8 protein-coding genes and 2 pseudogenes are annotated in these 12798 nt (G+C 58.1%); 4 read left to right on the plus strand and 6 right to left on the minus strand.

The window, feature by feature from the left end; genetic code table 11:
• Window positions 1–114 precede the first annotated feature (114 nt).
• Window positions 115–700, plus strand: a pseudogene (locus tag CCGE531_RS34980) (GNAT family N-acetyltransferase).
• Here CCGE531_RS34980 and CCGE531_RS29790 read toward each other — a convergent pair.
• From CCGE531_RS29790 to CCGE531_RS29810, 4 genes and pseudogenes are all read right to left on the minus strand, one after another.
• The gene (locus CCGE531_RS29790; RefSeq protein ID WP_004119863.1) at window positions 649–852 is read right to left on the minus strand and encodes a cold-shock protein; all 204 of its coding nucleotides are present in this window, start codon (window positions 850–852) and stop codon (window positions 649–651) included. The pseudogene CCGE531_RS34980 and the gene CCGE531_RS29790 overlap by 52 nt on opposite strands.
• A gap of 140 nt (window positions 853–992) precedes the next feature.
• A pseudogene (locus CCGE531_RS29795) lies at window positions 993–1445 on the minus strand (DUF4172 domain-containing protein); the annotation flags it as partial.
• Between the two features lie 285 nt (window positions 1446–1730).
• On the minus strand, window positions 1731–2648 hold the full coding sequence (locus tag CCGE531_RS29800) for a recombinase family protein (RefSeq protein WP_120670656.1): 918 nt from the start codon (window positions 2646–2648) through the stop codon (window positions 1731–1733).
• A 657-nt stretch (window positions 2649–3305) separates the two neighbouring features.
• Complete coding sequence (locus tag CCGE531_RS29810; RefSeq protein WP_120669479.1) at window positions 3306–4976, minus strand: transposase; 1671 nt, start codon at window positions 4974–4976, stop codon at window positions 3306–3308.
• Window positions 4977–5236: 260 nt separating this feature from the next.
• Here CCGE531_RS29810 and CCGE531_RS29815 point away from each other — a divergent pair, with 260 nt between their 5' ends.
• A complete protein-coding gene (locus CCGE531_RS29815; protein WP_065091799.1) occupies window positions 5237–5575 on the plus strand; it encodes a hypothetical protein in 339 nt (112 codons plus the stop codon).
• 6 nt (window positions 5576–5581) lie between these two features.
• On the opposite strand, the gene CCGE531_RS34540 is transcribed toward CCGE531_RS29815, so the two are convergent.
• Window positions 5582–7336: a transposase gene (locus CCGE531_RS34540; protein WP_245459588.1), complete on the minus strand. Its 1755-nt coding sequence runs from the start codon at window positions 7334–7336 to the stop codon at window positions 5582–5584.
• A gap of 62 nt (window positions 7337–7398) precedes the next feature.
• Here CCGE531_RS34540 and CCGE531_RS29825 point away from each other — a divergent pair, with 62 nt between their 5' ends.
• Both CCGE531_RS29825 and CCGE531_RS29830 read left to right on the plus strand, forming a co-directional pair.
• A complete protein-coding gene (locus tag CCGE531_RS29825; protein WP_245459589.1) occupies window positions 7399–8499 on the plus strand; it encodes an RHE_PE00001 family protein in 1101 nt (366 codons plus the stop codon).
• A gap of 217 nt (window positions 8500–8716) precedes the next feature.
• A complete protein-coding gene (locus tag CCGE531_RS29830) occupies window positions 8717–9700 on the plus strand; it encodes a restriction endonuclease (RefSeq protein ID WP_245459590.1) in 984 nt (327 codons plus the stop codon).
• A gap of 57 nt (window positions 9701–9757) precedes the next feature.
• Here the strand turns inward: CCGE531_RS29830 and CCGE531_RS29835 are convergent, their stop codons facing one another.
• Window positions 9758–12268, minus strand: a complete 2511-nt coding sequence (locus CCGE531_RS29835) for a DEAD/DEAH box helicase (RefSeq protein WP_120670662.1) — start codon at window positions 12266–12268, stop codon at window positions 9758–9760.
• Window positions 12269–12798: the final 530 nt, after the last annotated feature.

The raw sequence follows: 12798 nt of genomic DNA on the forward strand, positions 1-12798 counted from the left end.
GCTGCAAAAAGCTGATGCTGTTTGGAGACCGCAGCAAGGTGAGATCCTGGCTTGTGGTCTCCCGAGTATCGCCGATAAGCTATCAATCTAAAGTGGGGTCGCTGAAAACAGCATATTCGAAGGGCCGTAGCCTCGGATGCAAAGAGCTGTGTAGCCTTCTGAACGAAATCATCCGGACATCCGCGCCGGCGGAACAACGGCGCTGGAGACGCTGCTTTCGGCCGCGGGGTTCGCGGAGTGGTTTATTGATCGCAAGTTACGATCGGCTGCTTGTCGGCTGTCAGTTGTTAAGCCTGTACGGCGATCCACCGTTTTGTCGACATCCCTACATTTGCACGCGCGAACCCAAAGATATCCAGCGTCGACAGCTCTTTTTACCGCAACTCGGACAACAGCCGAAGAACTCGTGTTCGAAATTCATCAATGCGACCGTACGTGCCGATAACATCATGAGTCTTGCTATTGCACCAAGATGGGGTTTGAGGGCTATGCTAGTCTCATAGACGTTCCGCTTCTGGATGTGACACCCTTCGACCGGGCCAAGAAGTTGGGCGCTGCGCCTTTGGCACAGGCCGAGATCTCGCAATTTAAGAGCAGGTGGCCCCGAGGCGCTTTTGAGCCCGTTGCCGCCGCTCCGGTCAATTGGCCTCAGAGCGGTCTGACGTTTTCCGCCTTTAACTTGCCGGTCTTCCGATCCTGACCGAGATCGTAGGAAACGGACTGTCCCTCTCTGAGATAATCGCCATATTGCAGGGCGGTGACATGCACGAAAACGTCGCCTCCTCCGCTTTCCGGCGTGATGAAACCAAAGCCTTTATCGGCGTTGAAGAACTTAACCTTGCCAGTTGGCATAACAATCCTCGTGTCTTCGCAGTTTAGGCAGCAAACTAACGACCAGCCACAGCAAGAATCAAGCCAGTCTGCTTCCGCCGAGTGATGTCGCGCTCTTTGGATAGAGTGGACGAAAGGCCGTGCCCCAGCCGTTGTTTCTATCACTCTGGCTCCGGCAGGTTTAAGGTGTAACGCGTATGTCGGCGTTCACCGCTGCGGTTCATTGCCCCCTTCTCCACCATATCATGAAGGTCTCGAGTCGCCGTTGCCCGGGAAGCCCCTGTGATCGAGATGTAATTTTCCGCGCTCAGGCCACCTTTGAAGCCTTCAATCCCTTCGCGGAACATGCGGGAGATCGCCTTGGCGATTGTTGAACTGGTCGCGGAACCGTTCATAGAACTTTGCCTTGCGGATATAAAACGCAACGCGCGTGAGAGTCGTCTGCTGCGCATCGAGAATGGTTTGCAAGAAGTAGAGTAGATGAGCCTTTCGATTATATCGAGCTTACGCTGATTTGTTTCGAGCTCTCCGTAATAAGCCTTGCGGCTCCTTTTGATCGTATATGCAAGCGAGATCAGGCTCGGTTGCCCGATGTTTTGCGCGAGCGACTTTTGAGGGCCGAACAAGCAGCCCAGCAGGTCGCCGCGCTGAAGAAAGATCGTGACGAGCCGGCATACCATCATGCGGGTTCGAGACGAGAAACCACCTCGGTCGTTGGCAGAAGGAACAATGATGACCGGCTACACCATTGAACCGGACGGGCGTCAGGTGGAGGAGGAAATCCACCTTGGCGGGGTTGGCCGAACAGGTCGTGGCAAGCACGGATTGGAAGGAGATCTCCGCCGGGAAAGGAAGCTCGCGGGGCAAAAAGCGCGGGCGCTCCCTTATGAATCAGCTACTCAAGGACGAACTAACCCGAAGCGATGTGCCTCGTCCAACAGCGCCCTAACGGAAGAGGGCTGCCACCTCCTGCCACCACGCGCCGGCCGTTCCCCCATCTGATCCAGTTGCGCGGCAATGTCGCGCAGCGACAAACTGGGGTCGGCGATGGTGATCGCGGCGACCAACTTCATCAAATGATCTTCGGGCGCGCGGCGCGGTGAGCGGGCCAGCAGCTCTGGCTCTGCAAGCTTCTCACGAACCATCCGATGCACCGCGCGGCGTAATCGTTCGACCGTCCAGTGATGACCGCGACGGTTAAGGACGCGCACGACGTTGTCCCAACTATGCTGTGGCCTGAGCTGCCTCACGGTCGGCAGCCAGGTCTGTGCCGACGAAATCAGTTCGTCGAGATAAAGTTTCTCGCGTGCTTTCGACACCGCCTTGATCGCCTCCGGTCGGCGCTCGCGCAGACCGGGATGTCCGGGAAGCTTCCCTCTGGCTTTCGCAGCCTTGATGCCAGCTTTGGTTCGTTCGGCGATCAGGGCGCGCTCAAGCTGGGCGACGGCGCCGAGCACCTGCAAGGAAAACATTCCCTGCGGCGTGGACGTATCGATCGGATCGCGCAGCGAGCGGAAATGAACTCCGCGCTTTTCGAGGTCTTCAATCACGTGAAGCAGATGGCTGACTGATCGGGCCAAGCGATCGAGACGAACGACGACTAGCACGTCGCCAGAGGTGAGATCCTTCAGCACTTTGGTGAGCACCGGTCTTGTGCGGGATAACCCGGATCCGTGCTCCTGATGAATGCGATCGCAGCCGGCGGCGCGCAACTCATCGACCTGGGCATCGTTGAGCTGATCGTCAGTCGAAACCCGGGCGTATCCGATCAGCCGGGGCCGCGGAGAGGGGGAGCTGGCGATTGCAACCTGGGGCATTCGTTCTGGCTCTTTTTTGATGGCCTTTGTACAGATAATGAATGCATGAGAAAATGGGGATTTGCAAGCGTGTTTTATGACAAAAATGGGAGGCGATAGAGAGCGTTCTATGACGTGAGGCAGGCATCGACCCATCGCCGCCCGAGAACGCACGTCAGCGGGCATCTATGGCGAAAACGCAGGGAAATCGGCTATTTCGGAAGAGGTCGCTCCGGCTCCGGCTTTTTGATGAGGTTCTGACGCCGAGAGGCGGTCGGGGAGGGGAAGAGCTCGACCGGTTCAGCACGCGTTATTTCCGCTCAATCAGGCAGAATTTCCAGCGACCCAAAATGAAAAGCCCTCAAGGGGCCCGGATTTGCGGCTTTTCCGCCAATTCTCACGGACAAATACGCTATCTCTTGCCGCCAAAAACCATCACCTATCGATACGCAGTACTTATCGGAAGTGAGGCATGGCCTGGAGCATCCTACCCAGTGCCAGACGCTAACTATGAGATAGCGTCCGTTTAACGAATCATTTACCATGAATTCAATGCGTTACGATTTGGTCACTTTGCCCCTGAACAGCCTGCTGCGGGTACGTGGGGCAGATTTGGTGGCGGTGCCGGTTCATTGGGCAACGGTGGTGGCGCAGTCGAGCCGAAGCGGCCCCGGGTGTTCAAGCCCGAGCGAGAATGATCGCTGACAGGGGCGGAACCGGTTGGCCGATGTTGCCAATACCAAGCCGGTCACCGAGATAGTGGTAAAAGGACAGCCCAAGCTTCTGGCAGGTCTTCATAAGACCAAGCATGACGTCGCGCGCAACACGGCCGTCGCGGCTCATCGTGCCGCCGGAGATTTTTCGCTTCGTGACAAAACTCCGCAGATCATTTTCGGATGCATTGGTGTGCAGCGGAATCTCGGGATGATCGAGCACCTTCAGCAGCTCGGTCTTCCTTCGATGCAGCCGCTCAAGCAGCTTGTCGAGTGCCTCATAACCGGTGCGCAGGCTGAAGATTCGGTCAAACCGTCGTCGGAAGGCCGGAACGGCCCGCGGTGAAGGGTTCTGCTTGTAGGCTTTCAGCGCCTTGTAGAAACGCCAGACGAGATCGCGGGCCATGGTGAGCGACCGCTCCTCTTTTGCGGTTCCTGGCATCAGCTTTTGCAGAAGACGTTCGGCATGAACCCAGCACAGCGCGTGATTGCCGACGCGGAACTGGCCGGCGTCGTCGGACACGATCACCGTGTTGCCCATCAGGCCGTGGTGACGGATAGAACCCCACAGGCCGGCCTCGGCATGCGTGCCGATCTCCTGCCGGTCGAAGATGTCGATACCCTTGTCGGCCAGATGCGCCATGAACGGCACCTGGTTGCAGAAGCGCTGCGGTTCAAGAGCGCGAAGTCCGGCAGTAATGGCCGCATCCGCACGGCGTTCTTTCAGATAATCGAACGCGGCATCGTTGAGCACATAATCCTGGTAATTGCCGCGCAGTAGCGACAGGAAATTCAGGCGGGACTTCGATTTTGTGGTGCGAAAGACAGTAAAATTCGGGCCGCCGATGTGTGTGGCGTAACAGTTATTATGGCAATGTCGGGCGCCGGTGTCGTCGACGGTGACATAAGACGACGACACCAGACCGGCATGCAGCACCGCCGCGTCCTCGGCAACAAAGCCATCCAGCTGCTGGGTCAAAAGCCGGACGATCTGGCGTTTTGAGATGTCGAGACCAATGTCATTGAGCAATGTCGTCAGACGCGCGGTCGTTACCTGCCCTTGTGCATGGAGCATCAGGCAAAGCCGCCTGAGGTTGGTGCCATAGCCGCCGATGATCCCCGCCGGCAAGGGTGCCAGCACCGTCTTTCCATCCGGCGTTACCCAGCATTCGCGACGGTAATGCACGAGCTCCGCCTTGAGCACCAGGTCGCGAACATAGACGCTTTTGTATCCTTTGAAGCGCGACCCGGCCGGAGCATCGACGCGCAGGATCTCCTGTCGGCTCACCCGCTTGACATCCAACTTTGGGCCGCGTGGTTTCTTCTTTGTCTGGGCTTTGACAGCGGATTTGGCATCCGTCGCCTTGTCCATACCGGAGGAGCGAAACGGCGGGCGCGGCGGCAGGTTTTTCAATCGCGCGATCTCGTCGCGCAGCAACTGGTTGTCGAGTTTCAGGCGGGTGTTCTCGAGCCGAAGGGCGGCGTTTTCCTCGCGCAGCTGGACGGTCTCGGCCTCAAGCTTCGCAAGCCGGGCTTCCGCCTGCTGCGACCGCTCCAACAGACCGGACACAAGACTGCGCAACGCATTCAGCGACAGCGTGTCGGCATGCTCGGGGGAGGGGAGCCGTTTCGTCATGACAGAATCGAATCATGATTTGCCCCGGCAGGAGAATCCCCAGGCCATAAATCAATTCTCAAAACGCCGGGTTATGCACACTTCTATGCTCGCTCACCGAAACGCTGCCACCGATTTTGCCCCACGTACCTGCTGCGGGTAAAAGGGGCTGATTTGTGGGCGCTGCTGAAGCGCTGGGCAATTGTGCCGTTGATGCTCTTCTACCATAATCGGTGTCGGAGCATAAGACGCGATCAGGATGAGAGACGGGGAGCAGCACAATGGGCGGGATCGATATCGAGGGGCTCGACGAAGCAACGCTGATGGAACTGCATGGACGCATCGTCGAGCGGCTCCACTTCCTGCATCAGCAAAAGACCGCGGCTGCCCTGCAAGAGATCAAGATCGGCAGCGGCGTAACGTTCGAAGGGCCGGATGGAAGAGCGATCAGGGGCATCGTCATCCGACGCAATCGCAAGACGGTGACGGTTCATACCGACGATGAGAAGCACTGGAATGTCTCGCCGTCATTGCTGACGCTTGTGGGCCGCCATGGTCTCGATGGAGAGGCGTCCAAAGACGGCCGTGTCGTGCCGTTTACGAAGCCCGGCACCAGATAGCAGCACTCAGGCTTTTGCGGCGACAAGGCCTGCCAGCGGCGGGATGGCCTGGCCGCAGTGCGACGCGATCATGGCAGGCGATGACGCTGGGATGCCGAACCGGTCGCCGAGATAGTGGTAAAAGGACAGTCCGAGCTTTTGGCAGGTCTTCATCAGACCGAGCATGGTGTCGCGCGCAACACGGCCGTCCCGGCTCATCGTACCGCCGGAGATTTTTCGCTTGGTGACGAAACTGCGCAGATCATTCTCTGACGCGTTGGTGTGTAACGGGATTTCTGGTCGCTCGAGCACGCGCAGCAGTTCGGCTTTGCGGCGGTGCAACCGCACCAGCAATGCGTCGAGGGCATCATAGCCGGTACGCAGGGTAAAGATCCTGTCGAACCGTCGTCGGAAGCCCGGGATTGCCTGTGATAAAGGCTTTTGTTTCCAGACCTTCAGCATCTTGTAGAATCGCCAGACGAGATCGCGGATAAGCGCGACCGATCGCGCCTCCTTTGGCTTTGCCGGCATCAGCTTTTGCAGAAGGCGCTCGCTATGGACCCAGCACAGGGCATGATTGCCAACCCGGAACTGTCCGGCATCGTCGGAGACAATCACCATGTCGCCCAGAAGACCGTGATGGCGGATGGAACCCCAGAGACCGGCTTCGGCCAGGACCCCGATCCCCTGCCTGTCGAAAATATCGATGCCCTTGCCGGCCAAATATTCCAGGAATGGTACCTGATTGCAGAAGCCTTGCAGCTCGAAAGTGCGCAGTCTGGCAACGAGGCCTGGATCGCCACGGCGCTCTTCCAGATAGTCGAACGCTGCGTCATTGAGGACATAGTCCTGGTAGTTGCCGCGCAGCAGCGACAGGAAGTTCAGTCGCGATTTCGATTTCGTCGTTCGGAAGACGGTAAAATGCTCACCCCCGATTTGGGTGGTGTAAAAATTATCATGAGCATGGCGGGCACCGGTGTCGTCGACCGTGACATAAGTGGACGACACCAGGCCGGCATGCAGCACCGCCGCGTCCTCGGCAACAAACCCATCCAGCTCTTTGGTCAGAAGGCGAACGACCTGGCGTTTCGAGATCTCGATGCCGATATCATTTAGCAACGTCATCAGCCGCCCCGTCGTCACTTGCCCCTGCGCGTGCAACATCAGGCAGAGCCGCCGGAGGTTCGGTCCGTAGCCGCCCATAATTCCCGTCGGCAACGGTGCGATCACCGTCTTCCCATCAGGTGTGATCCAGCACTCGCGGCGATAATGCACGAGCTCGGCCGACAGCACCAATTCCCGCACGAAACAACCTTTATAGCCTTTGAACCGCGAACCGGCCGGAATGGTTGCACGTAAAATCTCTTCCCGGCTGACCCGCTTCACATCGAGCTTCGGGCCGCGCGGCTTCTTCTTGCTCGCCTGTTTGTCGCCGGATTTGATATCAGTTGCCTTGTCCATGCCGGACGGGCGAAACGGCGGTCGCGGCGGCAAGCTCTTCAGTCGGGCGATCTCGTCGCGCAGCAGTTGGTTTTCGACCTTCAGGCGGGTGTTTTCCAGGCGGAGCTCCGCGTTTTCTGCGCGAAGGGCTACGTTCTCGGATTCAAGTTTCGCGAGGCGAACTTCAGCCTGTTCAGCTCGTTCCAGCAGACCAGTCACCAAACTTCGCAACGCCTTCAGTGAAAGCGTATCGGCATGCTCAGGTGAGGGGAGCCGTCTCTTTGCCATGTCGAGACTGAATCTGATTTGCTCCGCCCGCGGAATCCCAACGCTGGAAATCAACTCGCAGACCAAGCCCTTATGCACACTTCTCTATGCCCTTCGGAGAGAGCCCGCCAACCAAAATGCCCCACTTACTGCTGCGGCCAATTTCGGACGCCGCATCTTCTCTGTCACGTCTCGACGAGCGCATCGCCCGATCAATGGTCGGTCCGGGCTGGATCGAGCGAGCCCATTTTAGCGACGCGTGCGCCTCGTTGTGGATCGATGGCGAGCTCGTCCATCTCGAGGACCTGGTGCTCCACGACGCCCACCTCGACGTCCGTGCCCCGACCCATGAGCTGACCATCGCCATCGACGTGCTGCGCAGCCGCCGGCGGATCGCCGGGCAGCCCGCCGCCTGGGCACTGAGCCCTGAGGGGATCAGGATACTCCGCAGTCATGGAGACGATATGACACCTGGGACTGGTGCGCGAGGCAGCGCCGAGGTCGCCTCTGGGCAACCGGCCGCGATTGCGCCGAGCGAGGAGGGGCCGGACATTTCCGATCCACTCGCTGTTGAGATTGCCGCGATGGACGCGGTCTTGGCCAGGTCGGATGCGGCGCTGACAAAGGCAAGGGCGCCGGGGCCAATTGCCGCCCTCGAAAAGGATGCGCTGGTCTACGATCTTGACTGGGACGAGGACGAGCGGCTGGAGGAATGGCGGGTCGTGGTGGACGGGACCGAAGGCCTGCCGCCGGTATTGCGCGCGGCGCTGTTGCTCGATGCCTGGAACGAGCTGCAGGTCCTGCAGCATGCCTCGTGGCTTGGCCGCCTGCTCGCCGCGGAGACGCTGCGGGAAGAGGGTCTGACGACGACGGCGCATCTGGCCGCGGTCAATCTCGGTCTCAAATCGATTGCCGTCGAGCGTCGCCGGCATCGCACGCGCGACACCCGGCTGCTGGCGATCGTCAACGGGATCATTGCGGCCGCCGAATTCGGGCTCAGGGAGCACGACCGGCTGGCGCTGGCGCGGACGATGCTGGAGCGGCGCCTGGTCGGCCGGCGCTCATCCTCAAATCTGCCGGGTCTGATCGAGCTCGTTATGTCGCGGCCACTGGTCTCGGCCGGGATGGTTGCCGAAACGCTCGGGGTGACGCCGCGGGCGGCGCTCCGGATCGTTGAGGAACTAGGTTTGCGCGAGATGACCGGGAGGGGGAGGTTTCGTGCCTGGGGGGTGATATAATGCCCACGCCCCTTTTTGCGGCGGTAGTGGGTCCGCGAGATCCTGGTGCCAAGCGTGCATGTCGCACCTTTGCTGGGCAGAAGCGACTTGTTGTTAAATTGACGCCAACACTTTCAAATTCGGCTTTCTCAACCCTCAAGTCAGGCTCTACGGGTATCACCAAATCCGTTTGGTGATTAGGTATGGAAATATTGGAAAGAGCACACGGTTGGGGCGATTGTTGAGAAAACTAAGTGCAGAGGAGTGCGATGCACTCGATCTCGAGCTCACTAAACTGCGGGCGGACGAAAGCCTCGATCCGCAAGAGTCGGAATTGGTCCTGGGCCGCGTGTTGGAGCCGCTTTTTGGGATCGAAGGCTACGAGGTTGAGCATACTGGCGGATTGAACGATCAGGGAATCGATTTCCGCGCCTCTCGTACGGCGGATGAGGCCAGTTCGACACCCGCCGAGACCATCGGAGTTCAGGCCAAGTTTTACAGGAAGACTGTTCGCCGCGTGGGGATGGCGGATCTGCAGAAGTTGATCGGCGCTGCGTTGTTGCAGGATCTCACTCGCGTCGTGCTGGTGAGCAACGGCGAATTTCCGCGGGAGGCGCATGCCGCAGTCGAGAAAAGCTTGCCGCTTCGGATCGAATTGCTCGACATTGGCGGACTGCGTGCCTGGATCAGTCGCCTGCGCGAAGAGAAGGTCGATGTGGAGACTGAGGTTCGGATCATGCTGCGCGATCTCAGCAGCGGGCTGGCGCGATTGATCGCGAAGAGTCCGGATGCCCTGGATCATCTCGAATGGCGCATGGTCGAGCAGGTCGTCGCAGAGGTGTTCGAAGGGTTGGGTTTTGTTGTGACGCTTACGCCCGGGTCGAAGGATGGTGGAAAGGATGTCATCCTGACGTGCACGGTGAAGGGTAAGCTCGCTGAGTATTACGTGGAGATCAAACATTGGCGTTCATCCACGAAGGTCGGATCGACGGCCGTGGAAAAGCTCTTGAAGATCATCGTCGAAGAAAAGAAAGACGGTGGCCTCTTCCTGTCGACATACGGTTTCACGTCGAATGCGTTCGAGCAGCTCACGACTATTGACAAGCAGAAGCTGAAATTTGGCGATCAGGAGAAGATCGTCACCTTTTGCCAAACCTACGTTAAGGCCAAGGCTGGACTATGGTCGCCGCCGGAGAACCTCACCGAGATGCTTTTCGCGTGATGTCAAAATGCGGCGGGCACGCCGCCGCCAAAAATCCGCGGGAGAGGGCGGGAATGCTCACCTGAATTCAGTCAAATAGATCGCCTTGATGCCGTCCGGCGTTAGGCCAGTACGCCGCAATTCAGCTTCGCAGCGCTCCTGAAGGACCTCCCTGTCTCCAGGTTGCCCTATCAGATAGACATAGAGGTTGCGAACGGCCCCGACGAGCTTTGTCACCTCCTCCAATTTGAGGGCATACGTTCCCTGGGGGCTCGCTTTCAGATCGGCTACGGGTTCAGGAAGCGCCGAAACCCGCAAAGACTGCCTCTGGGGATAGCATCGCCTGAACCATTGCTCGGCTTCCAGGAGCTGAGCATGGTCGTTCTTGTAGAGCGGGTTGTCCTTTTCCTTGTCGCTTTTGGCTTCTATGACGAAGTCGAACAAACCGCTCGTTCTCCACAAGACGTCAGGGCCTGTTTTGTGCACCGCTTCCGGCCGCTCGGCGTCGAATCCAAGATATGCTCCAAGGTTCTTTAACGCTTCCTCATATTGGAATGGGGAGGCGTCGGGCACCAGCGCCGAGACCGCTTCGTTATAAGCAGGAATGAGCGATCCACGACGTTGATATTCGAGGATTCGGCTAACAATCGCGATCGATTGCGGTCCTGCCATTGGTCGTGGAATGTAGGCGGGTCGGATGCGAGGTGGGATATGATTGTTGTTTGTGGAAAAAGCTGAGGTCTGAAGTCGCTGACCCTTGTGGTTATCATTCATCTGGAAGGCAATGCGAGCAGCCAACGAAGAAAGCCACGCTCTTCTCTGGCCATCCTGGGCTAGGTCTGTTGAAGAAATCAGCTGTTCGAGTTCTTGAATTGCGCTTTCATACTGTCCCACTCTTTCCAATCGGAAAGCTCTGCGCTCAGCACCGGCGACCTTCAGCGAGAGTTCGTCAATTCCCGGCGGCCGGGTGGCGGCTGCGAGCTCTGACGCATGGTAGGCGACCCAATCTGGATCCCTGTTCAAACACTTGAGCATGGTTTCGCCAATTTCCTGATAGCTGGTGACTGCCTCGCTCACTTCTTGTCCCACGTTGAGCTGCACCCGGCTGCTTGCGGTCAAATGCTCAAGGTTCTTCTTGCGTCCGATCCATGCGACCAAGTCGCTTCCCGTCAGGACGACCACGCAGAAATCGCCGCCACCCCGGGAGCCGCGCCCTATGCCCTGCTCGATCCGCTGCGCCAACAACGAGTTAACCGCAGAATCAGCAAGAACATTCGTCCGGAACATATCGTAATCGGTTGTGCCCTGTGGCAGGCCGTCCATGATCAGCAGGCGGCAAGACTGGCCGGCCAAATCTATGCCGTCATACCGGTTAGCAAGAACGATCGGACCCTTGAACGATCCGGCCTGCATATCCTTTATGCGTTGGCTTACCGCTTCGCTGGTCTCCGGGTATTCTGCAGTATCCCACCATTCTTTGGCAACGGTTCCAGACGGCGCCAAAATCGCGACACCGGCGTAACCGGCGATCCATTTCGCGATCTGTTTTACCATCGGCGTGATCGCGACATTGCCGAGCGGCATCAACTCAGGCACCAAGATCATACGCTCGCCTACACCCGCGAGCGATGAGGACTGAATTGGTCTGCCAACCGCAGCAGGAGAGGCACCAAATGTGCGAACAATCTCGCTGTCGTCAGAAATCGTAGCAGACATATAGATCCGCCGTTTAGCATCATCGAACGTCGGAATAAGATCAACCGGCGGAAAGGTGGGGGTGATCGTCACCGATTTGCGGCTGAAGAGGCAGTGGCACATCGCCAGATTGTCGCGCAGGAGAGGCCATATGTAGGGATCGACGCTCTCGACATGGTGTGAAAGAAATTCCCGAACTTCCGGGACCTTGGACAACCAGGCCCAGCTCGGAACCTCGATCACGCCGAAGTCTTTCCCCCTGGTGATGTCCGCAAAGGCGCCGCCTCGTCCGACTTCGTCGAACGCGCCCCTGAAGCGATCTGCCAACTCCTGATAAAACTTGAGGTGGTCTTTCGATGTGATCGTAAGGCTGAATGCTTTACGAACCGAGGAAAGTGCGACGTGCGCGTCGTCCAAGATGATGCCGCCGACTTTCACCGCCGGCTTGGCGGAACCCCGAACACCAAACTTGCTTCGGCCACTGAAAAGGCTCTCGTAGGCTCCTACAAGAACGGCGTTACCATCCAGAAACTCGGAGGCTAAAGGTTGCCCCTTCGTGTATGGCACCGCGCGGATTCCATATTCAGTGGCTTTGGCGATAACCTGTTCGACGAGCTGGGTCGTTGGCGCGAGATAGAGGACGGGTTCACCGAGTTCATTCATGGTTGATTGTGCCATGAGAAGCGCAACCAGGGTCTTTCCTCCGCCCGTATGCAGTTTTACGACGACATCCTTGTCGTTCTTTCGGGACGGATACCAAGCATCGAGGGCCTCGGCCTGGCTAACATAGAGATCATTGATCCCGACGGCTTTCGGGAGGGAATGAAAGATATCTCGCGGGGCGATGGGCTTCGGTTTTGCCTTGTCCTCGCGAAGCTTTTTGAAATCGACCACCTTGTATCCCCCAATTATGAACAGTCCATCTTTCTAAGATGTAAGCGCAAGGCGGAGGATTTGAGAATACTGACTCGTAATAAAACTCACCGACTTGATTTTGCGCCGGGCGTTCCTGGTGCCCCAATGAAGTCGCCGGACCGGAGAGACGGATCTGCCCTAAGGACCCGCGCGACGGAGCTCCTTGTCTCAAAAGCTTCGCCATCAAAACTCGTAAGAAACCGCTCGCTTCGGATAACAACAATGCCTGTGGGATTGAGGCGAGATGATGCTCGTTACGAGTGTCTCGGCCTTTGATTGGGTCGAAGAGGATGGTTTGGTGCGCGGTAGCCGTTCTACGGGGCACTATTCGCTCCGAGATTTTGTCACCGCCAATCCCAGCTACAGCACGGCAGTGTCTGCTACCTAGGGACAGGTGGGGGCCCTACCTGCCGATCCGTCCTCGTAGTGGGAACCGGGCGGGCTCAGTTTTCGGGAGCTTGTGTGTTCGGTTCCACGAGGGGCTCAGAGGAGAGCGACTCTGGCGAAAC

This window comes from Rhizobium sp. CCGE531 (assembly GCF_003627795.1).
Classification (GTDB): Bacteria; Pseudomonadota; Alphaproteobacteria; order Rhizobiales; family Rhizobiaceae; genus Rhizobium.